Raw genomic sequence first — 22623 nt, forward strand, 5'->3', positions numbered from 1 at the left:
AGGCGGCGCGGTCCGTCAGGCGTACAGCCGGTCCAGGAAGGCCGACAGATGGCCGGTCGCGCGGGCGATCTGCTGCTCCAGGGTGAGGCTCTCCTCGATGCGGGACCCGGAGTCGAGCTGCTTCTTGCCGCGTACGTACAGGGAACACGCGAGGTCGGCGCACATGTAGATGCCGACCGAGTTGCCCTCGCGGCCGGCCGCGCCCGCCTTGCGTGCCGTCATCAGGGAGACGCTGTTGCCCGGGTGGGTCGTCAGGCAGACCGAGCACATGCTGCGGTGCAGGAAGCCCCGTTGCCGGGAGGGGAAACGCAGGGTCACACCGGCGAGCCGGCCGGCCCGCTCGGTCACCAGGTAACTGCGGTCGGGTGCTCCGGGATCCCGCCAGCCCAGGAAGTCCAGATCGTCCCACGGCCGTTCGGCCAGATCGCGCGGTATCGACAGCCGTTCGGCCTCGCCCTTGGAGCAGTTGACAAATGAGTTGCGGATGTCCTGCTCGGTGAGTGGTCTCATCGTGAAGGGTTCTCCTGGCGAATCGTGACCGGCGATGTCCAAACCTAGGGAGACTAGGTTCTGGCCTAGGGTAAGTAGCCGAGTCGAGGGAGATCCAGTGAATTTCGGGGCCACCGACTCACCGCGGGCGCGGGCCCTGCGCCATGTCGCGGGGCTGTCGTCCGGGCCCGCCCTCGACCCGGCGCTCCGGCTGACCCTGAATCTGCACCCGGACCGCCTGGTGCGCGGGCGCCCGATCCTGGAGGCGCTGGCCGAGGACGGCACGTACCACTCGCAGTTCGTCACGGGCACCGGCAACGGCGGGCTGACGGCGCGTCCGGGCGGCGACCGATGGCGCTGGGAGAGCCGGATGTTCGGCGGGGCGTACGACGCGGCGGCCCCGCACGAGCGGCCGGTGTACGGCGCGCTGAACTTCCGGCACCAAGTGGTCGGCGCCGCACCGAGATTCGGTTCCGCCCACTTCCGGCTGGTCTCGGGCGCGCTGTGGCGCGCCACGTTCTGCTATCCGGACAGCTCCGTCGATCCGACGGCGTTCGGGGTCGCCGACGGGATGTCCCTCATCGGCCTGGCCGAGGCGGACGACCGGGACGCCCTCGACGACTACATCGAGGCGCAGGTGCACGGACGGGTCGCCCTGGACCGTGACACGGAGGCGCTGGTCCTGGACGACTGCTACCGCGGCACCCCTGTCGAGGCCGCGGCCCGGCGGCTGCCCTGCCCGGTCGAATGGCACCCCGGGTACCGGCTCTCCGTCGAGGAGTTGCGCCGCCACCCGGACTTCCGCGGTCCGCGGTACGTCGAGCTGGGGGCGCGGATCGCCGAGGACGGGCACCTGGACCCTCGGATCATCGGCGACGCCTCCCGCACCGGGCGTCACGACCCGCAGGACCTGAAGAAGGTGTGGCACTGCCTGGCCAGGTTCGGGGCGCCCGCCGGACGAACCGGCTCGACGAGCGAGTCGGCGGGCCGGGCGGCTCGCTGGTCGGGTGGAGTGGCGGACGGCGGCCAGGTGCCGGGGGTGAGCACGCCCAGGGCGTAGGCGCGGGCGACGAGTTCCGTGCGGTTGGCCGCGTTCCAGCGGCGGGTCAGGCGGCGCAGGTGGTAGTTGACGCCGTCCACGGTGAGGCCGGTCTCGCGGGCGGCGTGCGCGGTGGTCGCACCGCCGGCGAGCAGGGCCAGGATGTGGGCCTCGGCCGCGGTGGCCGGCGGCTCGGCGGGAGCCGGCGTCGGCGTCTGCGGTTCGTGTTCGCCGAGCACCCGTAGCAGGACGAGCAGATTGGTGGTCGCGTCGACGGTGTCGCTGACCGGGTCGGCGGTCAGCTCCCCGTACCGCTCGGTGCCGCCGGAAGTCCGCCAGCGGACCGAGATCTGGTAGCGCGACCGGTGGCGCAGACGCAGCGCCTCGGCGATGCGCTCCACCTGTGTCGCCTGCTGGGGCTGGAACAGATCCAGTACGTCCCGGCCGCGGAGGCCGCCCGGAGTCGCACCCCGTTCCGCCGCCATCGCCGGGTTGGCCAGGACGATCGTCCCGTAGACGTCGCACACCGCGATGGGCATGGGGATGCGGTCGAAGAGGGTCATGGCCCGGTTGCGCCAGACCACCGCGGACTCGGGAGGTACGTCGGGCATGGTCAGGCGTCGTCGTCGCTGTCGTCGTCCGTGTGCGTGGCCGAGTTGGACAGGCGCAGCGCGAGGGTGCGCAGGAGTTCGGTGCTCTTGATCTCGGTCCGGCCCGTGTCGTGGACCTCGGCGAGTTCCGAGAACAGGAAGGCGAAGGCGCCGACCAGGGAGATCGCCGCGGGCATCAGGGCGTCGATGACGGCCTGACCCGCCTCTGCCGGGGTCGCGTCGCCGGGGACCTCGACCGCGGGGAACACCTCGGTCACCAGCCTGCCGAGCTGTGCCTCTCCGGCGTCTATGTCGACCTCGACGTCCTCGTTGAGCCTGCGCACCATCTCCTGGGTCTCGGTCAGGACGCCGATGGCTCGCAGGATGATCTCGCTCTGTTCCATGTGGCGGAGCCTATGCGCTCCGCTTGTTCGGCGGGGGAGACGGCTGGGCGTTGTGATTCGGGTGCGGGTCGGATTGGGTTGGTCGCGCAGTTCCCCGCGCCCCTAAAGGGGCGGGAAGGGGCGAGCGGTGTTGCAAGGGGTACCGGGTGGAAAGTGCTACACGATTGTGTAGTCCCGTGGTGTGGGACGTTCCGGGGGCTGGTTGAAGCTGGGACGGCCGGGACTTCCGTACCACGAAAGGCAGTTGTCGCGTCATGACCCCCACCGTGTCGCTTCCGCAGGTCGTCGGGACCCTTGATGGTGTTCCTGTCGTCGATATCTCCGCCGTTGGACCGGGCCGCACCCCACTGCAGCAGGTCATGGAGTTGAGCCGGGCCCACGGTCCGGTGCTCGTGCGGCGGCTGCACGGGCGGGACACCCTGTTCGTGAGTGACCTTGAACTGGTGGCCGACCTCGCCGACGAGACGCGGTTCGCCAAGCACGTCGGGCCCGCTCTGGAGAACGTGCGGGAGTTCGCCGCGGACGGGCTCTTCACGGCGTACAACGACGAGCCGAACTGGGCCAAGGCGCACGACATCCTCATGCCGGCCTTCGCGCTCGGGTCGATGCGGACGTATCACCCGGTGATGCTGAAGGTGGCACGCAGGCTGATCGACTCGTGGGACCGCGGGGTCCGCGACGGTGCTCCGGTGAACGTTCCCGACGACATGACGCGGATGACGCTCGACACCATCGGCCTTGCCGGGTTCGGCTACGACTTCGGGTCCTTCGAGCGGGACGAGCCGCATCCGTTCGTCGAGGCCATGGTCCGGTGCCTGGAGTGGAGCATGACCAGGCTGAGCCGCCTCCCCGGCCAGGACCACTCCGAGGCGGACGCGGCCTTCCGGGGCGACTCCGACTACCTGGCGCAGGTGGTCGACGACGTGATCGAGGCCCGGGTCTCCGAAGGAGAGGGCACTGCAGAGGACCTGCTCGGCCTCATGCTCTCGGCCGAGCACCCCGTCGACGGCACCAAACTCGACACCGCCAACATCCGCAACCAGGTGATCACCTTCCTGATCGCCGGCCACGAGACCACGTCCGGCGCCATGTCGTTCGCCCTCCACTGCCTCGCCAAGCACCCCGCCGTGCTGCACCTGGTGCAGCGCGAGGTGGACGCGCTGTGGGGCGACACGGCCGACCCCGAGCCGACGTTCGACGAGGTCGGGCAGCTCGCGTACACCCGGCAGGTGCTCAACGAGGCGCTGCGGCTGTGGCCGACGGCCGCAGTGTTCGGCCGGCACGCACGTCAGGACACGCTGCTCGGCGGGCGGATCCCGCTGAGCGCCGGGCAGGGCGTCATGGTGCTCGCTCCGATGCTGCACCGGCAACCGGTGTGGGGCGACAACACCGAGCTGTTCGACCCCTCGCGCTTCACACCGGAGGCGGAGGCCGCGCGCTCCACGCACGCGTTCAAGCCGTTCGGCACCGGTGAACGCGCCTGTATCGGGCGGCAGTTCGCGCTCCACGAGGCGACCATGCTGCTGGCGATGATCGTCCACCGCTACCGGTTGCACGACCACGCCGACTACCGGCTCACGGTGAAGGAGACGCTGACGCTGAAGCCCGACGGCTTCACTCTCACGCTCACTCCGCGCACGACGGCCGACCGGGAGCACGCCCAACTCCCGGGCGCCGCACGGCAACAGGCCACCGTGGCCGACGAGAAGACGCTGCCCGCCCGGGGACGCCCCGGCACCCGGGCGCTCTTCCTGTACGGCAGCAACTACGGGACCTGTCGCGAGTTCGCCGCCCAACTGGCCGACGAGGCAGCCGCATTGGGGTGCGAGACCGAGGTGGTGGCGCTGGACGCGTACGCCGACGGGCTGCCCACCGACCGCCCCGTCGTCATCACCGCGGCCTCCTACAACGGCCGGCCCACCGACGACGCCACCGCTTTCGCAGCCTGGCTCGACGAGGCTCCGGCCGCGCCGGACCTGACGTACGCCGTCCTGGGTGTCGGCGACCGCAACTGGGCCGCCACCTACCAGCACTTCCCGACCCGCATCGACGACCGGCTGGCCGAACTGGGCGGCACCCGGCTCCTGGACCGCGCGGCCGCCGACGCCTCGGGCGACCTCGGCGGAACCGTCCGCGGCTTCACCGCCGAGCTGCGCACGGCCCTGTTGGAGAAGTACGGCGACCCGGAGGCCACGGACGACACCGCACCGGACGACACGGCGGCGGCCTACGAGGTCCGTACGCTGACCGGCGGCCCCCTCGACGCGGTCGCCGCCCGGCACGATCTCGTCCCCATGACGGTCACCGAGGCCTACGACCTCACTGCCCCCGGGCATCCGCGGACGAAGCGCTTTGTGCGGCTGGCGCTGCCCGACGGAACGGCCTACCGCACGGGCGACCACCTCACCGTGCTGCCCGTCAACGCTCCGGAACTCGTCGAGCGGGCAGCGGCCGCTCTCGGCGTGGACCTCGACACCGTGCTCGACATCAGGGCGAGCCGCCCGCGCCGCGACGGAATCGCCGTGGACCGGCCGTTGACTGTACGTCAACTGCTGTCCCATCACGTGGAGTTGCAGGAGCGCCCCACCGCCGACCGGTTGGCGGTACTCGCCGCCGCCAACCCGTGCCCGCCCGAACGGGCCGCCCTCGCCAACCTCCAGGCCTCCGATCAGCGGACCCTGATCGAGCTCGTCGAGGCGTACCCCGCGCTGCGTGGCGCACTGGGCTGGCCGCTGCTGCTCGAAGAGATCCTCACGCCACTGCGCCCTCGTACCTACTCGATCTCGTCCTCGCCCGCCACCGCCCCCTCTCACGCCGACCTGATGGTCTCGCTGCTGGAGGCGCCGGCCCGCTCGGGGAACGGCGTCTACACGGGAACCGGCTCCGGCCATCTGAGCGCGGTCAAGCCGGGCGACACCGTGCTGGCCCGCGTCCAGCCGTGCCGGGAGGCCTTCCGTGTCGACCAGTCGGCGCCGGTCGTCATGGTGGCCGCGGGGACGGGTCTCGCCCCCTTCCGCGGAGCCATCGCGGACCGCGCCGCAGCGGACACCCAACTGGCCCCCGCTCTCTGCTACTTCGGCTGTGACGCCCCGGACGCCGACTTCCTGCACGCCGAGGAACTCCGCGCCGCCGAGGCAGCCGGAGCCGTCTCCCTGCGTCCTGCTTTCAGCGCGGCCCCCGTCGACGGCATGACCTTCGTCCAGCACCGGATCGCCGCCGAGGCGGACGAGGTGTGGGACCTGCTGAATTCCGGTGCCCGTGTCTATGTCTGCGGCGACGGTTCACGGATGGCACCCGGGGTGCGCGACGCCTTCCGTACCCTGTACCGGGACCGTACGCAGGACGCCGACGACGCGGCCTGTGAGCGGTGGCTCGACGAGCTGATCGCGGCGGGCCGCTATGTGGAGGACGTCTATGCGGCCGGGTGAGCCGCGCGGCGGCGGATCGCCGACCGGGCAGCGCAACACCGAGCGGCACATGGACGAGCGGTGCAACGGCGAGAACGGGGTGGGGCGGAATGTCGGAGGAGCGGGCCGGGCGGATCCTGGAGGCGGCGGGGTTTCCGCCCGGCAGCCTCGTCGGCTGCCGTCCGATGAGCGGCGGGACGTACAACACCGTCGAGGAACTCCGCCTCACCGACGGCAGCCGGTACATGCTGAAGATCCCGCCCCCGCCGACCGTCCCCGGCATGCGCCACGAGCGCGAACTCCTCGTCTCGGAGGCGGAGTTCTACCGCGCCGCCGCCACGGTCGACGTACCCGCGCCGCGAGTCGTGCACGTCGGCCTGGACGCCTCCGAAGGTTGCCATCTCCTGATGACTGCCTGTCCTGGTGACACTTGGGACAACACCTGCCCGGACGCCGAACAGGCCGTGTTGCGCCGGGAGTTGGGGCGGCATGTGGCCCGGCTCCACCAGGTGACGGGCCCCGGCTTCGGCTACCCGTCCGGGGCTCTGGGTCCCCTGTCCGCCGACTGGCGTACGGCCTTCACCGCCATCTACGACGCCGTCCTGGACGACGCCCGCCGGTACGAGGCCTGGCTGCCGCGCCCGGTGGACGAGGTGGCCCGCACGGCCAAGACGGCGTACGACGCCCTGGACGAGGTCACGGACCCTCGCCTGGTGCACTTCGACCTGTGGCAGGGGAACATCCTGGTCGACCGCCCGGAAGGCGGCGGCGAGCCCAGGATCGGCGGACTGATCGACGGCGAGCGCATGTTCTGGGGAGACCCGCTCGCGGATTTCGTCTCCCTGGCGCTCCTCGGTGACATCAGGAAGGACCACGACTTCCTGACGGGTTATCAAGAAACGGGCGGACGAGCCGAGTTCACCCACTCGGCCCGTCAGCGCCTCGCCCTCTACCGCAGCTATCTCTACCTGATCATGCTCATCGAGACCGTCCCGCGTGGCGCCGGGGACGAGCAGGTCGCCTGGGTCAGGGAACGCGTCGCCCCGGAACTCGTCACGGCCCTGGACGAACTCGGCCAGTGAGCGTCGGAACACAGAGCGAGTGAGCCCCGGAACTCGGGGCCGGTGAGCCGTGGACGAACTCGGCCGGTGAGCCTCAGGCCGCCTTCCGCGCCCTCCCGCCGTGCTCCCGGATGATCTCCGCGTACCGTCTCCCACTGCCCTTCACCGTGCGCCTCTGCGTGCGGTAGTCGACGTGCACGAGCCCGAAACGCTTGTCGTAGCCGTACGCCCACTCGAAGTTGTCCAGCAGCGACCAGGCGAAGTAGCCCGCGAGGGGAGCCCCCTTGCGGACGGCCGACGCGCAGGCCGCCAGATGCTGTTCCAGGTACAGGGTGCGCTCGGGGTCGTCGACCGTGCCGTCGGCGCGGACGACGTCCGGGTAGGCGGAGCCGTTCTCGGTGACGTACAGCCGCCGGGCGCCGTAGTCGTCGGTGAGGCGCAGCAGCAGGCTCTCGATGCCGGACGCGTCGACCTCCCAGTCCATGCCCGTGCGCGGCACGCCCGGCCGGCGGACCGACTGGGCGAAGGGAGCCGGCCCGTCGGGGTCGTCGGCGACGGCCGACGGGAAGTAGTAGTTGAGGCCCAGCCAGTCCAGGGGCTGGGCGATGGTCGCCAAGTCGCCTGCCCGCTCGGGGAGTTCGACTCCGTACACCTCGCGCATGTCCGCCGGGAAGCCGCGGCCGTGCACCGGGTCGAGCCACCAGCGGTTGGTGTGGCCGTCCAGGCGCCGGGCCGCCGCGATGTCCTCGGGGCGGTCGGTCGCGGGCTCGATGCTGGAGAGGTTGTTGACGATGCCGACCTCGGCGCCGGGAGCGGCGGCCCGGATCGCCTGGGTGGCGAGGCCATGGCCGAGCAGCAGGTGGTACGAGGTGCGGACGGCCGCAGTGAGGTCCGTGAGGCCGGGAGCCATCCGTCCCTCCAGATGCCCGATCCACGCGGAGCACAGCGGCTCGTTGAGGGTCGTCCAGTGCTTGACCCGGTCACCGAGGCGCTCGGCGACGGCCGTCGCGTACGCCGCCAGGTGGTATGCAGTGTCGCGCTCGGGCCATCCGCCCCGGTCCTGGAGCACCTGCGGCAGGTCCCAGTGGTAGAGGGTCACCGACGGTGTGATGCCCGCCTCCAGCAGGCCGTCGACCAGGGAGTCGTAGAAGTCGAGGCCCTTGGCGTTCACCGGGCCGTCGCCGCCCGGCACGACGCGCGGCCAGGCGACCGACAGCCGGTACGCGGTGGTGCCCAGCTCCTTCATCAGGGCGATGTCCTCGCGCCACCGGTGGTAGTGGTCGCAGGCGACGTCCCCGTGGTCGTCGCCGTCCACCTTTCCCGGTGTGTGCGAGAAGGTGTCCCAGATGGAGGGCGAGCGGCCGTCCTCGGCGACGGCACCCTCGATCTGGTACGCCGACGTGGCCGTCCCCCACACGAAGTCCTGGGGGAGCGCGGCGAGGTCGATGTTCACAGAAGTCCTTTCGGAGGAAGGGGAGTTGGAGCGCGGGGAGGAGCCGGTCACTTCACGGCTCCGGCGGTGAGCCCGGCGACCAGATAGCGCTGGAGCAGCAGGAACCCGGCGACCACGGGGACGCTCACGACGAGCGAGGCGGCCATGACCTGGTTCCAGTACACGTCGTTCTGCGTGGCATAGCCCTTGAGACCGACGGCGAGCGTGCGGGTGGTGTCGTTGGTCATCACCGACGCGAACAGCACTTCGCCCCACGCGGTCATGAACGCGTACACCGCGACCGCGACGATCCCGGGAACCGCGGCGGGCACGACGACCCGGAAGAGCGCGCCGAGCGGTCCGCAGCCGTCCACCATCGCCGCCTCGTCCAGGTCCCGCGGCACCGACTCGAAGTAGCCGATCAGCATCCAGATCGAGAACGGCAGCGAGAACGTCAGATAGGTGAGGATCAGGCCGATCCGCGAGCCGAAGAGCGCGATGCCGGTGGCGTTGCCGATGTTCACGTAGATCAGGAACAGCGGGAGCAGGAAGAGGATCCCGGGGAACATCTGGGTGGACAGCACGGTGACGGTGAACAGGCGTTTCCCGCGGAAGCGGTAGCGGCTCACCCCGTACGCGGCGAAGATCGCGATCACCACCGAGAAGACCGTCGCCGCGCCCGCCACGATGAGCGAGTTGACGAAGTACTTCGCCAGCGGAACGGTCGACCAGATGTCGATGTACGGGCGGATCGTCAGCCCGCTCGGCACCCAGCGGAACTCTCCCGACACGTCCTGCAGCGGTTTCAGCGAGCTGGACAGCATCACGTACACCGGCAGCAGGACGAAGCCGGTCAGCAGGGTGAGGAAGATCCGGCGCGACCAGAGGAAGGACCGCGGCGCGGCCATCGGCGACCGTGGCGCCGACAGCGACCGCTTGGACACCGACCGCTTGGACAGCGACTGGCTAGACATCGGCGGCCCTCCGTCCGCGCGAGGTCAGGACGAGGTAGATGCCGGTCACGACCAGCAGGAACAGCAGCAGCATCACGGACATCGCCGACCCCGTCCCGAAGTTCCAGGTGACGAACGAGGACTGGTAGATGTGGATCGAGATCAGGTCCGCCGCCTCCGGTGCCGCCTGGCCGAACAGCACGTACGGCGTGTTGAAGTCGTTGAACGTCCACAGGAAGAGCACCAGGACGAGCACCTGGTTGACCGGGCGCAGCGAGGGCAGCGTGATGCGGCGGATCTGCTGGACCATGCCGGCCCCGTCGATCGCCGCAGCCTCGTACAGCTCCTTGGGGATGTTCTGCAGGCCCGCCATCACGATGAGGAAGGCGAACGGCCAGCCCTTCCACACCGACACGACGAGCAGTGCGACGAAGCTGTTGTCGCCGATCAGCCAGAAGGACGGGCTGTCGGTGAGGCCCAGTTGGTCGTGCAGCACGTGGTTCACCAGGCCGTTGTCGCGCTGGAACATGAACGCCCAGGTGATGACGGCCGCGTACACCGGAAGCGCGTACGGGATGAGGAAGATCGCGCGGAGGAAGCCGCGGCCGCGGAAGGTCTCCTGCATGTAGACCGCGGCTGTCGTGCCGAGCAGCCAGCACAGGCCGACGGACAGCACGGTGAAGGCGCAGGTCACGAAGAAGGAGTGGAGCAGCGCCTCGCCGACGGGCGCGTCGAAGTCCACGGACAGGCTGTAGTTGTCGAACCCCGCCCAGGGCGCGGCGCCCCAGTCGCGGATGTAGAACTGCGTGAGCTCCTTGAAGCTCATCACGATGCCGATGACCATCGGCACCAGATGGACGAGGAGTTCGAGCAGCAGGGCGGGCAGGAGGAGCAGGTACGGCAGGGCGATACGGCGTACTCGCCCGGTGCGGCGGCGCGGGGTGGGCCCCGTCGCGCCGGGCAACGCCTCCTCCCCGACCGCGGGTTGAGCGGTCACGGTCATCGAACGCTCACTTCTTCGGCATCTGCTGCTGAGCCTCGGAGAGCTTCTCCTTGACCGAGGCGGTCGTGACCGGTCGTCCGGCCGCCGCGTCCGCGAACAGCTCCTTCACGGCCGTGCCCACCGCCGTCTCGAACTGCGACTCGTTGGGCACCTGGGGCAGCGGGGCCGCGCTCTTGGCGAGCGTGTCCCTGATGACCTTCAGCGCGGGCGTGTTGAACGCGGGATCCTCCTGTGCCGCCGTGACCGGGGGGATGGACCCGTACGTCTTGTTGAGCGTCTTCTGTTCGGCGTCGCTCGTCATGAACTTCACGAACTTCAGGGCACCGTCGATGTTGTCGGTGTTCTTGAAGACGGCCAGGTTGATGCCCGCCACCATCGAGTTGACGGCGGTGTCCGCCCCCGGGCTGCCGGACTGGACCGGCACCGGTGCGACACCCCACTCGTCGTCGCTCATGCCGTGCGCCTCTAGCGTGGTCGCGGCGGTCTGCCACAGCACCATCGCCGTCTTGTCCTTGGCGAAGTCCTGCAGCGACTGGTTCTGCGCGTACTCGGCGTTTCCGGGCGCGACGACCTTGTCCTTGGCCATCAGATCGACGTACTGCTTGACCGCCGCGACGGCCCCGTCGGAGGTGAAGTCGGGCTTCCCGTCGGCGTCGAAGAAGTCGGCGCCGTGCTGCTTGCCGAGGACGAAGACGTGGTGGATGTTCTCCGACGGGTTCGAACCCTCGGCGGCCAGCGCCCACTTGCCGTCCTTGGAGATCTTCTTCCCGTCGGCGACCAGGTCGTCCCAGGTGGCGGGCGGTCCGGATATCCCGGCGTCCGCGAACATCTTCTTGTTGTAGTAGAGCGCGTACGCCATCGAGTACAGCGGCACCGCCGCCGGATCCGAGCCGGTCGCCCCGGCCGAGCCGAGCGCCGACTCGACGAACCGGTCCTTGCCGCCGATCTTGTCGAAGTTCTTGGCGTCCCAGGGCAGCAGGGCACCCGTCGCCTGGAGCGAGGCCGACCAGGTGTTGCCGATGTTGAGAACGTCCGGGCCCTGGCCCGAAGTGGTCGCGGCGAGAATGCGGTTGAGGAGGTCGGACCAGGGGATGACCTCCAGCTTGACCTTGATGCCGGTGTCCTTCTCGAACTTCTTCAGCTCGGGCGTGAGGATCTTCTTGTCGGCCTCGATGCTCGGACCCTGGTTGGAGGCCCAGTAGGTGAGCGTCTTCGGCGAGTCGTTGGACCCGCCGTCCGTCGACGAGCCACCGCCGCAGGCGGTCACGGCGGCCAGCATTGAGACGGTGACCGCGCTCGCGGCCGCGGCTCGGGTTCTGCGCATGACGTCTGGCGTCCCTTCCCGGAGGGAGATGCGCAAGGGCGCCGCGTTCACTTCCCGAACGCCCTCACGGCTTAATTTAGAACGTGAGTTAAGACCCGGAAGAAACTCGCGTCAAGGGATGACGCAGGGGTATCTTGCAGGTCGGGGGACTGCGGGAAGGAACCACATGGCGGGGCGGAACGGGCGCACGGTGCGTGACCTGCGGCGGGGCAATCGCACAGCCGTGCTGCGGCGGCTCTACTTCGAAGGACCGATGAGCCGCTTCGAGCTCGGCCCGGCCACCGGACTGAGTTCCGGTTCCATCAGCAACGTCGTCGCCGAGCTCGTCGGCGACGGTCTGGTGGAGGAGGCGGGCAGCGTCGATTCGGACGGCGGCCGTCCTCGCACTCTGCTGCGGGTCGCCCCCGCCAGCGGCCACATGATCGGCGTGGACGTCGGCGAGACCCGCGTGCGCGTCGAGCTCTTCGACCTCACCCTCACCGAACTCGCCCGCACGGAACGGCCCTTGGAGCATCAGGGCTACGACGTGGACGTCATCGTCGGCCACATCCGCGACGGCATCGCGGAGGTCCTCGCCGCCGCCGAGATCGCCCCCGAGCGGCTGCTGGGCGTCGGCATCGGAGTGCCCGGCATCGTGGAGCGCACTGCGGCCGAGGGTGCCGTGGTGCACGGGCAGACCATCGGCTGGCCGGCCGTCCCGCTGGAGTCCCTGCTCCGCACCGCCTGCGGGCTCCCGGACTCCGTCCCGTACTTCACCGACAACGGCGCCAAGACCCTCGGCCAGGCCGAGATGTGGTTCGGCGCCGGGCGCGGCGCGGACAACGCGGTCGTGGTCCTCTTCGGCTCCGGCGTCGGCGCCAGCCTCGTCACGGACGACGTGGAGCGCGGCCGGGCCGTGGAGTGGGGGCATCTGACCGTACGGGTCCGGGGGCGCCGCTGCCGGTGCGGCGCGCTCGGCTGCCTGGAGGCCTACGCGGGCGCCGAAGCCCTCCTGGAGCGCTGGGAGGCGGCGGGCGGACAGCCGCCGGGGCGGGTCGACGAGGAGACCGCCCTCACCGCGATGCTCGCCGCCGCCTACCCGGCCGATGCCTCGGTGGCGGCCGACCCGATCGCGCTCGCCGTCCTGGAGGAGACGGCCGAGTACCTGGGCGCGGGCCTCTCCGACCTGATCAACCTCTTCCAGCCCGAGCGCATCCTCATCGGCGGCTGGGCCAGACTCCAGCTCGGCTCCCGCTTCCTGCCCGCCGTCCGAGAACACGCGGTCTCGTACGCACTCCGTCATCCCGCCGAGCGGGTCACCATCGAGCTCGGCGCCCTCGGCCCCGACGCGGTCACGGTCGGCGCGGCGATCCTCCCGCTCGCCGACTTCTTCGCACACGGCGGACGACGCCCGGGCCCCGAACCGGGCGACAACCAGCTCCCGGCCTGGCGCGCGGCCATGGAGGAACGCGCCCCGCATTGACGCCTTCCGGGGGTTTCACCGGTCGCGTCGGCAGGTACCCGCACCAGGGCCGACGCGGAGGTCCGGCGGATTCTGTCCGACGAGGAATTCCGACGACGAATTCCGTACGACAAGGAGTTCCGGCCGGCCGGGAAGTGTACCGACGAGGAGGGGAGCGCGGCGTGAGCGACGACCGGACGAAGAGGGCGGGCGAGGACGCGGGTCCCGTCCCCCGGGACATGCCGGACCAGCAGGCCCAGGAGGGCGGGGACCGCTGGGACATCACACCCGCCGACCCCTCGCGGCGAGAGGGCTCCGACGACGAGGCGCCGGAGCCGGACACGGACGTCCCCGACACCGATGAGGCGGGCACGCGACGGCGGGGTGACGAGCACTCCAGGAGCACGGTGCACCCGGAACACCCCGGGCCGGAGGAGTCCCCGGCCTGAGCGGACGCGTCGGCAGAGCCATTGATGTCCGCGGCCTGGGCCGATGCCTCGGCTGATGTCGGCGGCCAGGGCCGATACGTCGGCCGGGCCGTTCGACGTCCGCGGGGCCGTGCGCGGGCCGTCCGTGGCCGGTCGCGCCCGCGTGGCCGCATGGGTTCACGGCCCCGCGCCCCTTACGAGGGCCGCGGCGAACCGGACTTCACCGGCCCGCCCAGGCGGTCGTGGTCAGGTGCTCAGGCGAAGGCGTTCACGCCGGTGAGCTCCGCGGAGAGGGTCCACAGGCGGGCCGCGGACGCCGGGTCGACGGCGTAGTCGCGTACGCCGATGCGCTCGCCGTCGGCAGGGGCGGGCTCGGAGATGTCGCAGTCCTCGCAGTAGACGCCGCCCATGCCGGACAACTGGGGCGAGGTCGCCGCCCACACCTGGGTGGCCGCGCCCTGTTCGGGGGTCTTGAAGCCCGCCGGGTTCAGCGGGGTGCCGTTCTCGTCGATCCAGCCGCGCTCGACCATCTCCTCCTTGGGGAGGTGCCGCTGGAGCGGGGTGAGGATGCCGCCCGGGTGCAGTGAGAAGGCCCGTACGCCGGAGTCCTTGCCGAGGGCGTCGAGCTGTACGGCGAACAGGACGTTGGCGGTCTTCGCCTGTCCGTACGCCTGCCACTTGTCGTAGCCCTGCCGCCAGTGCGGGTCGTCCCAGCGGATGTCGGAGTAGTGGTGGCCGGCCGAGGAGACGGAGACGACACGGGCACCCCCCGGGGCGAGCGCAGGCCAGAGCCGGTTGACGAGGGCGAAGTGGCCCAGGTGGTTGGTCGCGAACTGGGCCTCCCAGCCCGGTCCGACGCGGGTCTCCGGGCAGGCCATGATCCCGGCGTTGTCGATGAGGATGTCGACGGTGCGGTCCGAGGCGAGGAACCTCTCGGCGAAGGCACGGACGCTGTCCAGGTCGCCGAGGTCGAGCTCGTCCACCTCGACACCGTCGAGCCCGGCGACCGCCTCCTCGGCGACCGACCTGCGCCGCGCCGGGACGACGACCCGGGCACCGGCCTTGGTGAGCGCGCGGGTCGTCGCCAGGCCGAGCCCCGAGTAGCCGCCGGTGACGATCGCCAGCTTCCCCGTGAGGTCGATGCCGTCGAGCACGTCGTCCGCGGTGCTCCTGGGGCCGAATCCCGAACCGATCTTGTGCTGTGCAGTGGTCATACGGCCGACGCTACGAATTGAAGCGCGCTCGAAGTCAAGCTCGGCCCGGCGTGGCGCAAGGGAAGCGCGCGAAGACATGGGAAAGGCCCCGACCGGACGGGGGAATCACGGTCGGGGCCGTCTGTGGGTGGCCACGGATGGCGGTCGCCTCTCGGCGGAATGCTCCACAGGGCTTCAGCCGAACGATCTTCCCTGTGGGCGGAAGGTGAGGCCCGGGGACACTGTCCCATCCGCACCCACAGCCGATTTAACGGGAAACTACCGGCGAGTGTTCCCAGGTCCACACGGCGTTTCCCGTGACGTGTGTCACGACGGAGTTTCACGACGTCCCGTCCACGCCAGCAGCTCCTCCGCGGTCCAGGTATTGACCACGCGCTCCGGAGGCACCCCGCACTCCTCGGCCCGCGCGCATCCGTACAACTGCCAGTCGAGCTGCCCGGGCGCGTGGGCGTCGGTGTCCACGGAGAACAGCACACCCGCCTCGACCGCCCGGCGCAGCAGCCGGCGCGGTGGGTCCAGCCGCTCCGGGCGGCTGTTGATCTCGACCGCCGTGCCCGTCTCGGCACAGGCGGCGAAGACCTCGTCCGCGTCGAACTCGGACTCGGGCCGCCCGCGCCCGGTGACCAGCCGTCCCGTGCAATGCCCCAGCACGTCCGAGTGCGGATCGCGTACGGCGGCGACCATCCGGCGAGTCATCGCGGCCGCGTTCATCCGCAGTTTGGAGTGCACGGACACGACGACGAGATCGAGCCGGTCCAGCAGTTCGGGCTCCTGGTCGAGGGACCCGTCGTCGAGGATGTCGCACTCGATACCGGTGAGCAGCCGGAAGGGAGCCCAGCGCTCGTTGAGTTCCGCGACGAGGGCGAGCTGTTCCCGCAGCCGCTCGGGGGACAGCCCGCGCGCCACCGTGAGCCGTGGGGAGTGGTCGGTGAGCACCGCCCACTCGTGCCCGAGCCGCGCCGCCGTACGGCCCATGTCCTCGATGGGGCTGCCGCCGTCCGACCAGTCCGAGTGCAGATGGCAGTCGCCGCGCAGCAGCGCCCGCAGCTCCTCACCGCCCTCGACGAGAGGGCCCGCGGCCTCCTGTTCCTGCTCCAGCTTCTCCAGATAGCCCGGCGTCCGTCCGGCCAGCGCCTCGCGCACCACCTGCGCGGTCTTCGGCCCGATGCCCTTCAGCGACTCCAGCGACCCCTCGGCGGACCGCCGGGCCACCTCGTCGGCGGGCAGCCCCGTGACGACGCCCTCCGCCGTGCGGAACGCCTGTACGCGATAGGTGGGGGCCAGGGACCGCTCCAGCAGGAACGCGATCCGGTCCAGGGCCTCGGCCGGGTCCATACCTCCAGCCTGGCGCAGCCCGCCGCCGCCCGCACGGCAGCCGACAGGGCCGCCTTGTGCCACCATGAACTGCGACCTCGTACGGACGTCGGCCGGGCCGGCACCGCCGAGTGCCACGACGACCGACAGTGCTGCCCGGGCAGGCTTATCGGCGGCACGCGTGTGGAACCGGTGGGATCATGACTGAAATCGCAAGCCCCCACATCTCGCACCCGCGGATCACGGTCCTGGGCGTCCAGCCCGGCGATCCGCCCTTCCGCATCGTGGAGATCGACGGCGCTGTCATCGGCGAGGCCAAGAGCTTCACGGACGTCCTGATGGCCGCCGCGGCGTACGGGATTCCGGTGCATGACGCCGATGACCCCGCGGTGGTGCGGTGGGTCGGTGGAGACAAGCTCACCTGGCATCTTCGGTAGGGCTCCGCGGTAGGGCTCCGCCGAGGGAAGTGGGTGCACCGCGGGCCGGTGGGGGTTGATCGCGCCCGCGCGGCGGAGCCGCATATGTCACAGCCCCGCGCCCCTTTGGGGGCGCGCTGTGGTTCGCGTCCGCCGTTCGGGTGAATGCCCTGGGGAGCGCGTGGACCAGCGGTTTTCGCGCCGTGGTGAGCCGTCGCGGATGGCACTCCCGCGCGCATCGGCAAGCACCGGGAGGCGGGCGTGGTCGTGCATGGGCCCGCTCCCACGAGGGCACTTTGATCTTGGCGGTCACCGTGATCACGATCCGGTCAGGTTGCCCTGCGCGTATCCCTCCCTCGTACGACTGGAGTCGTCATGTTCCGTCGCCTCGCCCTGCCCGCGGCCCTGCTCGCCGCCGTCGCCGTCCTGGGCTCCGCTCCCGTCACGACGGCCGCGCCGACGGCACCCGCCGCGGGCTCCGTGTGCTTCTGGACCTGGGCCGGACAGCACGGCACGTCCTGGTGCTACACACCACCGGGCTATACGGACGTACCGGAGTCCCTGCACGACAAGGCGGCCTCGTTCCGCTCGGACGCGAACACCGCCGTGTACGCCATCGACTGGGCCCGCGACACCTGCTACTACCGGCTGATCCGGGCGCACGACCTGGCCGACAACTGGCCCTGGGGCGCCCGGCTCGACGGGGTGTCCGACACCACGATGGGCTGCGAGGTCGGCTGAGCCGTGCGACTGCTGCGTGCCCTCGGCGCCGCCGCCCTGGTCGTACTGGCGCTGCTGACACTGGGCGGGTGCGCCACGCCGACCGGCGCGGGACGGGACACGCCCGCGCTGCCCAGGACCGAGCGGGAGCGGGACGACCTCATCAAGGCCGCTCAGCAGATTCTCGTCGAACGGTGCCTGGCCGGGCGGGGGCTGTCCTCGAAACCAGCCGCCGGCGAACGGCGGGAGGGCGGAACGGACGACGCTGAGGATCGGCGACTGCAAGGTGCCCTCTTCGGCCGCGGCCGTACCGAGCTCTCCGTCACCCTCGCCACCGGATACACCGTCAGGGCGCACACCGACGGCTGCCTCGCCGCCGCGCAGCGCGAGCTGTACGGGGACGAGCGACGCTGGTTCCGCGCCCAGGTCGTCGTGAACAACCTCCGTGCCGAGGCCGGGCTGCGGCTGAAGGACGACCCCGACCACCGGGCGGCGCACGGCCGTTGGGTCCACTGCGTCACACCGGACCACGGACCCAGACCCGAGCGGCCCGCCCCGGCCGTCGCCGCGCGCTGCGACCGCGAGAGCGGCCTCGACGAGGTGCGCGCCCGGCTGGAACCCGCCCTGCTGGACCAGGTCCGCGCCGAGCGGCGCGACCAGTTGACCACCTATCGGCAGCTGCGCACCCGCGCACTGCACCGCGCGGCGGATCTGTACGCCGAGCGGACCGTTCCGGAGAACCGAGAGAAAGGCAGTACCCCTTCGTGATCATCAAGCGCTTCGCCGTCTCCGCCGCCGCGGCCGTCCTCGCCCTGAGCGGCGGTCTGGCCCTGGCCTCGCCCGCCGGCGCCGCGAGCTGTCCGAGCGGAGAGTTCTGCGTCTGGGAGAACGCGAACTTCGGCGGTCAGCGAGCCAACTGGTCGGGCGACGACGGCTGGTGGGAGAGCTGGATCGCCGACACCGACTCCTCCTGGGCCAACCACGGCATCTCAGGACCCGGCATCAAGGACCACGTCCGGGTGTACGAGAACTCCGGGCAGGGCGGCGACATGACGATCTGCCTCACACCCGGGCAGGAGGTCGGTTACAACGGCGTGGCCAACGACCGCGGCGACTCGCACACCTGGGCCATGAACTGCTGACAGCCACCGGCCGCGCGCCCGGCGGGTGACCTCAGGAGGGGAGTGGCACGCCCGAGCGATCGGGCGTGCCACGTGATGAACGGGGCGTACGCCGAACGGGTCGCGTGACGGAGTGCGTGACGCAGTGCGTGACTAATGTGCGGTAAATGTCCGGGAACGGAAACAGCGAAAGGGGAGAGCGCAACGCCTGCCGGGGGCGGCGGGTCTGCTCCTGTGACCAGCCCAACTCATGGGCACAGCAAGGAAAAACGGGGTACCTCACATGTTCCGCACCGGCACGACCGTCACGCGCCCGACCAAGCGCGTCGCCCTCGCCCTCGGTTGCGCGGCCGTCCTCGGTCTCGGACTCGCTTCCACCGCTCCGGCCTCCGCCGCACCCGCCGCGGACCCGAACGACCGCTACACCGCCGAGGAGATCCACACCTTCCTCGGGGACTTCTACGGCGACCACGGGCCCGGCGACTTCGCCCGGAAGTACGGCATCTCCGAGCACCTGAAGGAGAAGGTCGCGCAGAGCGAGGGCGTCGACATCCTGCTCTGCGCCCAGAACGAGCCGCGGTCCATCGACATCGGCCCCGTCAGCACGGCCCAGTCCGCGGGCGTCGGCTACGCCACGGTGACCACGCACTGGGGCGAGCAGGGTCAGGACACGGCGACCTTCACGGCGTACGTCGGCCTGGACGCCACGCGGCCGATCCAGCTGCAGGACACCGACTGCGAGGCGACCGACTGACAAGGCAGGTGCGGGCGTGCGGCCGACTCCCCTGGTCAGTCGGCCGTACGCCCGCACCTGCGGGTACTGCTCCCGCATCGGCGGGCAGCGCTCTCGCGTCGGTCAGCTGTTCCGTCCGGTCAGCCGACGGTCCACTTCTGGTTGGCTCCGCCCGAGCACGTCCAGATCTGGAGCCGTGTGCCGTTGGCGGAGTTGTTGCCCGTGACGTCCAGGCACTTGTTGGCCTGCGGATTCACGATGTCGCCGGCCGCGCTGACCACCCAGCGTTGGTTGGCCCCGCCCCCGCAGTCCCAGAGCTGCACGGTCGAACCGTCCGCCGTGCCGTTGCCCGTGACGTCCAGGCACTTGCCCAACGCCCGGATCGAGCCGTCGGAGGCCACGGTCCACTGCTGGGCGGCGGAGCTGTTGCAGTCGTAGAGCTGAACGGGCGTGCCGTTGGCGGAACTCGCGCCCGCCACATCGACGCACTTGCCCGCGAGCCCCCTGACGGCCGCACCGCCACCGGAGCCGTCGCTCGTCGTCACCTTCACCTCGTCCACGACGAGTTGCTGGGGGAACGAGGTCGAGCCGTCCGGGTCGCCCGGCCAGTAGCCGCCCACCGCGAGGTTGAGGATCAGGAAGAACGGCTTGTTGAACACCCACTGCCTGCCGCCCAGATCGGCGGGGGTGCGCCGCTGGTAGACATTGCCGTCCACGGACCAGGTGACCGCGTCGGGGCTCCAGTCGATGGCGAAGGTGTGGAAGGCGTCGGCGAAGGCCTGGCCGCCGGGCAGCGAGTAGGCGGCGCCGATGCCGCCCGAACCGGAGTAGCCGGGGCCGTGCAGGGTGCCATGGACCGTCGAGGGCTCGAAGCCGACGTTCTCCATGATGTCGATCTCGCCAGAGTTCGGCCAGCCGACCTGTCCGATGTCGTTGCCGAGCATCCAGAAGGCGGGCCACATGCCCTGCCCGCGCGGCACCTTCAGCCTGGCCTCGACCCGGCCGTACGTCGTCGTGAACTTGCCCGCCGTGTTGAGGCGGGCCGAGGTGTACTCACAACGCCCGTACCAGCACTGGTAGTTGTTCGGGTTCTCGCGGCGAGCTGTGATCACCAGGTGGCCCTGGCCGTCCAGGGCCGCGTTGTTGGCGCCGGACGTGTAGTACTGCCGCTCGTGGTTGTTGACGTTGTCGCCGGTCTCGATCTGCCATTTCGAGGAGTTGACGGCCGAGCCGGCGGCGCCGTCGAAGGTGTCCGAGAACGTCACGGCCGCGGCGGCCTTCGGCTGGGGGGCCGCCTGCCCGGCGGCGGCCTGCCCCGCATCCGCCTGTGCGGGCAGAACCGCGGCGGACGCGAGGAGTACGGCGGACAGGGTGGCGAGGAGGCATCTGCGGAGCAGGCGTGGCGAGTCCACGACTCTCCCTTCCGTACGGCGATCCCTGTGGGGGGATGGGTGCCGACTGAGGTGGGGGGTGCGCGCTTCGACTCTTGATTTAAGAGGTGAGGTAAGGGGACGTCAAGACTTTGGTACGTACCATTCCTTCACAACTTGACGCCCACCCTCACGACTTCACGCCTTCAAGCCCCCGTGCCGCCTCGCACCGGGCTCCGTGCGTTCACACCTTCAAGACTTCAGGCCTTCAGGCCTCCGAGTTCTTGCGGCGGCGCTTGCGCGGATGCACCGCGCGGTTCAGCCGCCGGCCGAGGAGCAGGTAACCGACGAGCGCCCCGCTGGTGTTGAGGATGACGTCGTCGACGTCGAAGGCGCGCCCGGTGATCACCGCCCCCTGCACCAGCTCGACCATCATCATCACGGCCGCCGTGAGGAGGAGCACTCGCAGGATTCCGCGCGCCTTGGGGACCAGGACGGGCAGCAGCACCCCGAAGGGGATGCCGAGGACGAGGTTGCCGCCGATCTGCTTGAAGGCGTCACGCAGTTCGGGCTGGTCCAGGTAGGCGCGCAGGGAACGGCCCGGATGCAGGTTGCTGTGCGTCAGGGCCTCGGAGGCCGGCGACGGCTGCAACGTGATCTGCGCCAGTGCGGCGGCGAAGGCCACCATCGCCGCGAAGGCGATGAGCATGACCAGGAACCGTACGACAAAGGGAAGTGGCCGTCGTTCGCCCGGAGCCGTCGACGGGCGGGGGCCGGACTTGGTGTCGGGGGTGCGCGACTTCTTGGTACGAGGGCTGGCTTTCTTGGCGCCGGAATGAGATGTGGAGCGAAGGCGTAGTGCGATGCGCGGGCGTGACACTGCGCGGGCCATGCAACCCTCCAGTTTTCAACTGTCGTCCGATGACAGGCGAGTACCCCCGAAGGGGTCGAAGATGCCGACGACATGTGTGCCGGGCCCGAGCCGCCGATCGCCCCGGCTCTGCTGTGTGCTGCCGGGGCGATCGGTGTGCTCGGGCCGGAGGGCGACGGTGGCGTCGACGAGCGTGCGCGGGCCGAGGTCACGGGCCGAGGTCACGGACCGGAGTTACGGACCGAGGCTCATGACCCGTACGTCACCTTCACCTCCTTGAAGCCCAGCGAGCCCAGCAGCCCCTTGAGCATGCCGGTGGTGTTCTCCTCGGCGCGGGCGGTCAGTTCGGTCTTCTTCGCGGCGTCACCGATGTGCCGGGCGGCGAGCCGCTGGACGGCCCGCTCGTCGTTCGGGTTGTCCGAGAAGACGTCGCCGAGCCGGTCGAGGAGACCGCGCTGCTTGGAGACGGCGTAGGACTGGTCGGGGTCGAGCGCGGGCTTGCCCAGGGAGGCGTGGGGGAGCTTGAGCGTGGCCGATGTGCGGTCCTTGTTGACCTTCACATCCTCGTCGCGGATCTTTCCGAGGTCGACGTAGGCGTCCACGGTGCCCGCGCCCACATACAGGGTTCGGGTGCCGCGGACCGCGTCCGGCAGGTACTTGGTGTCCTTCTCCAGATCCACCACCACCTGGAAGTTGCCCGAGGCGGCGTCGTAACGGCTCATGTCCTGAATGGACTTGAGGAGTGTGGGTCCTGTCCGGTCCTGGGTTTCCTCGCGGAACACGTCACGCAGACCGGGCAGCAGGCTCAGCTGCAGTCCGGCACCGAGTATCACCAGAACCAGCACGACCGCGCTCAGGATCTTGGCCCATCCGGGCATGCGCTTCAGGGACGTCGTCATGTGGCCGCCCTCCTTCCTCCTTCCTAGTGCCCCCCAAATCCCTGGCCAGACAGGCGTGTTGACCGAATGGTTGATTGCATAAGTACATCGGTGACTGCCTGGTGCGCGGGCTGGTGCCCGGGGCGCACCACGAGCAACGGACGGTCGCACGAGGCACCTTCCGCTTCTTCGTCCTCAGCCGTCGCGTGAGCCCTCACGATTCCGGACAGGCTCCTCGACTCCGTGGACACGGCGGGCGATCGGCAGTACCGAATAGACGAGGAGAGACGAGGAGAGACGAGGAGAGACGAGGAGAGACGAGGAGAGACGAGGAGAGGCGAGGAGAGACGAGGAGAGACGAGAAGGAGCAGAAGCAGAAGCGGGGCCAAGCGGCGGAACGGAACGACAGGACCAG

22 protein-coding genes and 1 pseudogene are annotated in these 22623 nt (G+C 70.3%); 10 read left to right on the forward strand and 13 right to left on the reverse strand.

Annotation, left to right across the window (positions count from 1 at the left end; genetic code table 11):
- Positions 1 to 15: 15 nt before the first annotated feature.
- Positions 16 to 510 (reverse strand): FBP domain-containing protein, encoded by a 495-nt coding sequence (locus O3Q52_RS09370; RefSeq protein ID WP_269648359.1) that lies wholly within the window; start codon positions 508 to 510, stop codon positions 16 to 18.
- Between the two features lie 97 nt (positions 511 to 607).
- Here O3Q52_RS09370 and O3Q52_RS09375 point away from each other — a divergent pair, with 97 nt between their 5' ends.
- Positions 608 to 1549 (forward strand): DUF3626 domain-containing protein, encoded by a 942-nt coding sequence (locus O3Q52_RS09375; protein ID WP_269648361.1) that lies wholly within the window; start codon positions 608 to 610, stop codon positions 1547 to 1549.
- Here O3Q52_RS09375 and O3Q52_RS09380 read toward each other — a convergent pair.
- Both O3Q52_RS09380 and O3Q52_RS09385 read right to left on the reverse strand, forming a co-directional pair.
- A pseudogene (locus tag O3Q52_RS09380) lies at positions 1510 to 2139 on the reverse strand (PAS domain S-box protein); the annotation flags it as partial. The gene O3Q52_RS09375 and the pseudogene O3Q52_RS09380 overlap by 40 nt on opposite strands.
- 2 nt (positions 2140 to 2141) lie before the next feature.
- Positions 2142 to 2522: a hypothetical protein gene (locus O3Q52_RS09385; RefSeq protein WP_269648362.1), complete on the reverse strand. Its 381-nt coding sequence runs from the start codon at positions 2520 to 2522 to the stop codon at positions 2142 to 2144.
- Between the two features lie 254 nt (positions 2523 to 2776).
- On the opposite strand from O3Q52_RS09385, the gene O3Q52_RS09390 reads away from it, so the two are divergent.
- The gene (locus O3Q52_RS09390) at positions 2777 to 5950 is read left to right on the forward strand and encodes a cytochrome P450 (RefSeq protein ID WP_269648363.1); all 3174 of its coding nucleotides are present in this window, start codon (positions 2777 to 2779) and stop codon (positions 5948 to 5950) included.
- Between the two features lie 89 nt (positions 5951 to 6039).
- Positions 6040 to 7011 (forward strand): phosphotransferase family protein, encoded by a 972-nt coding sequence (locus O3Q52_RS09395; protein ID WP_269648364.1) that lies wholly within the window; start codon positions 6040 to 6042, stop codon positions 7009 to 7011.
- Between the two features lie 73 nt (positions 7012 to 7084).
- Here the strand turns inward: O3Q52_RS09395 and O3Q52_RS09400 are convergent, their stop codons facing one another.
- From O3Q52_RS09400 to O3Q52_RS09415, 4 genes are read right to left on the reverse strand one after another with little or no spacing between them, the layout of a single operon-like run.
- On the reverse strand, positions 7085 to 8443 hold the full coding sequence (locus tag O3Q52_RS09400; RefSeq protein WP_269648365.1) for a GH1 family beta-glucosidase: 1359 nt from the start codon (positions 8441 to 8443) through the stop codon (positions 7085 to 7087).
- 47 nt (positions 8444 to 8490) lie between these two features.
- Complete coding sequence (locus O3Q52_RS09405) at positions 8491 to 9330, reverse strand: carbohydrate ABC transporter permease (RefSeq protein WP_269648378.1); 840 nt, start codon at positions 9328 to 9330, stop codon at positions 8491 to 8493.
- A gap of 58 nt (positions 9331 to 9388) precedes the next feature.
- Positions 9389 to 10378: a carbohydrate ABC transporter permease gene (locus tag O3Q52_RS09410; RefSeq protein ID WP_189844198.1), complete on the reverse strand. Its 990-nt coding sequence runs from the start codon at positions 10376 to 10378 to the stop codon at positions 9389 to 9391.
- 7 nt (positions 10379 to 10385) lie between these two features.
- Positions 10386 to 11702, reverse strand: a complete 1317-nt coding sequence (locus O3Q52_RS09415; protein WP_269648366.1) for a sugar ABC transporter substrate-binding protein — start codon at positions 11700 to 11702, stop codon at positions 10386 to 10388.
- Positions 11703 to 11868: 166 nt separating this feature from the next.
- Here O3Q52_RS09415 and O3Q52_RS09420 point away from each other — a divergent pair, with 166 nt between their 5' ends.
- Together O3Q52_RS09420 and O3Q52_RS09425 are read left to right on the forward strand one after the other, a co-directional pair.
- Positions 11869 to 13164 (forward strand): ROK family transcriptional regulator, encoded by a 1296-nt coding sequence (locus O3Q52_RS09420; protein WP_269648367.1) that lies wholly within the window; start codon positions 11869 to 11871, stop codon positions 13162 to 13164.
- Between the two features lie 161 nt (positions 13165 to 13325).
- Complete coding sequence (locus tag O3Q52_RS09425) at positions 13326 to 13592, forward strand: hypothetical protein (protein WP_269648368.1); 267 nt, start codon at positions 13326 to 13328, stop codon at positions 13590 to 13592.
- A gap of 233 nt (positions 13593 to 13825) precedes the next feature.
- Here O3Q52_RS09425 and O3Q52_RS09430 read toward each other — a convergent pair whose 3' ends face one another.
- Both O3Q52_RS09430 and O3Q52_RS09435 read right to left on the reverse strand, forming a co-directional pair.
- Positions 13826 to 14785 carry an SDR family NAD(P)-dependent oxidoreductase gene (locus O3Q52_RS09430; RefSeq protein ID WP_269648369.1) on the reverse strand — a complete coding sequence of 320 codons (960 nt, stop codon included), beginning with the start codon at positions 14783 to 14785 and terminating at the stop codon, positions 13826 to 13828.
- Positions 14786 to 15091: 306 nt separating this feature from the next.
- Complete coding sequence (locus O3Q52_RS09435) at positions 15092 to 16120, reverse strand: PHP domain-containing protein (protein ID WP_269648379.1); 1029 nt, start codon at positions 16118 to 16120, stop codon at positions 15092 to 15094.
- 179 nt (positions 16121 to 16299) lie between these two features.
- Here O3Q52_RS09435 and O3Q52_RS09440 point away from each other — a divergent pair, with 179 nt between their 5' ends.
- From O3Q52_RS09440 to O3Q52_RS09460, 5 genes are all read left to right on the forward strand, one after another.
- Entirely contained in the window at positions 16300 to 16536 is a 237-nt protein-coding gene (locus O3Q52_RS09440; protein WP_269648370.1) for a hypothetical protein, read from the forward strand.
- Between the two features lie 354 nt (positions 16537 to 16890).
- Positions 16891 to 17256 (forward strand): hypothetical protein, encoded by a 366-nt coding sequence (locus O3Q52_RS09445; RefSeq protein WP_269648371.1) that lies wholly within the window; start codon positions 16891 to 16893, stop codon positions 17254 to 17256.
- A gap of 3 nt (positions 17257 to 17259) precedes the next feature.
- Positions 17260 to 18003: a hypothetical protein gene (locus O3Q52_RS09450; RefSeq protein ID WP_269648372.1), complete on the forward strand. Its 744-nt coding sequence runs from the start codon at positions 17260 to 17262 to the stop codon at positions 18001 to 18003.
- A 2-nt stretch (positions 18004 to 18005) separates the two neighbouring features.
- Positions 18006 to 18377 (forward strand): peptidase inhibitor family I36 protein, encoded by a 372-nt coding sequence (locus O3Q52_RS09455; RefSeq protein ID WP_200401350.1) that lies wholly within the window; start codon positions 18006 to 18008, stop codon positions 18375 to 18377.
- A 262-nt stretch (positions 18378 to 18639) separates the two neighbouring features.
- Positions 18640 to 19110: a hypothetical protein gene (locus tag O3Q52_RS09460; RefSeq protein WP_269648373.1), complete on the forward strand. Its 471-nt coding sequence runs from the start codon at positions 18640 to 18642 to the stop codon at positions 19108 to 19110.
- Between the two features lie 119 nt (positions 19111 to 19229).
- On the opposite strand, the gene O3Q52_RS09465 is transcribed toward O3Q52_RS09460, so the two are convergent.
- From O3Q52_RS09465 to O3Q52_RS09480, 4 genes are all read right to left on the reverse strand, one after another.
- Complete coding sequence (locus O3Q52_RS09465) at positions 19230 to 20501, reverse strand: family 16 glycosylhydrolase (RefSeq protein ID WP_269648374.1); 1272 nt, start codon at positions 20499 to 20501, stop codon at positions 19230 to 19232.
- A 226-nt stretch (positions 20502 to 20727) separates the two neighbouring features.
- Positions 20728 to 21351 (reverse strand): VanZ family protein, encoded by a 624-nt coding sequence (locus O3Q52_RS09470; RefSeq protein ID WP_269648375.1) that lies wholly within the window; start codon positions 21349 to 21351, stop codon positions 20728 to 20730.
- 15 nt (positions 21352 to 21366) lie between these two features.
- Complete coding sequence (locus O3Q52_RS09475; RefSeq protein ID WP_269648376.1) at positions 21367 to 21555, reverse strand: hypothetical protein; 189 nt, start codon at positions 21553 to 21555, stop codon at positions 21367 to 21369.
- Between the two features lie 23 nt (positions 21556 to 21578).
- The gene (locus O3Q52_RS09480) at positions 21579 to 22229 is read right to left on the reverse strand and encodes a DUF4230 domain-containing protein (RefSeq protein ID WP_269648377.1); all 651 of its coding nucleotides are present in this window, start codon (positions 22227 to 22229) and stop codon (positions 21579 to 21581) included.
- Between the last annotated feature and the right edge of the window lie 394 nt (positions 22230 to 22623).

The organism is Streptomyces sp. ActVer (genome assembly GCF_027270795.1).
GTDB classification, from domain to species: Bacteria; Actinomycetota; Actinomycetes; order Streptomycetales; family Streptomycetaceae; genus Streptomyces; species Streptomyces umbrinus_A.

Bases quoted from the DNA above. Each gene is read 5' to 3' on its own strand.
- O3Q52_RS09370 (WP_269648359.1), bottom strand. From the start codon at position 510: ATGAGACCACTCACCGAGCAGGACATCCGCAACTCATTTGTCAACTGC.
- O3Q52_RS09385 (WP_269648362.1), bottom strand. From the start codon at position 2,522: ATGGAACAGAGCGAGATCATCCTGCGAGCCATCGGCGTCCTGACCGAG.
- O3Q52_RS09390 (WP_269648363.1), top strand. From the start codon at position 2,777: ATGACCCCCACCGTGTCGCTTCCGCAGGTCGTCGGGACCCTTGATGGT.
- O3Q52_RS09395 (WP_269648364.1), top strand. From the start codon at position 6,040: ATGTCGGAGGAGCGGGCCGGGCGGATCCTGGAGGCGGCGGGGTTTCCG.
- O3Q52_RS09405 (WP_269648378.1), bottom strand. From the start codon at position 9,330: ATGGCCGCGCCGCGGTCCTTCCTCTGGTCGCGCCGGATCTTCCTCACC.
- O3Q52_RS09410 (WP_189844198.1), bottom strand. From the start codon at position 10,378: ATGACCGTGACCGCTCAACCCGCGGTCGGGGAGGAGGCGTTGCCCGGC.
- O3Q52_RS09415 (WP_269648366.1), bottom strand. From the start codon at position 11,702: ATGCGCAGAACCCGAGCCGCGGCCGCGAGCGCGGTCACCGTCTCAATG.
- O3Q52_RS09420 (WP_269648367.1), top strand. From the start codon at position 11,869: ATGGCGGGGCGGAACGGGCGCACGGTGCGTGACCTGCGGCGGGGCAAT.
- O3Q52_RS09430 (WP_269648369.1), bottom strand. From the start codon at position 14,785: ATGACCACTGCACAGCACAAGATCGGTTCGGGATTCGGCCCCAGGAGC.
- O3Q52_RS09435 (WP_269648379.1), bottom strand. From the start codon at position 16,120: ATGGACCCGGCCGAGGCCCTGGACCGGATCGCGTTCCTGCTGGAGCGG.
- O3Q52_RS09440 (WP_269648370.1), top strand. From the start codon at position 16,300: ATGACTGAAATCGCAAGCCCCCACATCTCGCACCCGCGGATCACGGTC.
- O3Q52_RS09445 (WP_269648371.1), top strand. From the start codon at position 16,891: ATGTTCCGTCGCCTCGCCCTGCCCGCGGCCCTGCTCGCCGCCGTCGCC.
- O3Q52_RS09460 (WP_269648373.1), top strand. From the start codon at position 18,640: ATGTTCCGCACCGGCACGACCGTCACGCGCCCGACCAAGCGCGTCGCC.
- O3Q52_RS09470 (WP_269648375.1), bottom strand. From the start codon at position 21,351: ATGGCCCGCGCAGTGTCACGCCCGCGCATCGCACTACGCCTTCGCTCC.
- O3Q52_RS09480 (WP_269648377.1), bottom strand. From the start codon at position 22,229: ATGACGACGTCCCTGAAGCGCATGCCCGGATGGGCCAAGATCCTGAGC.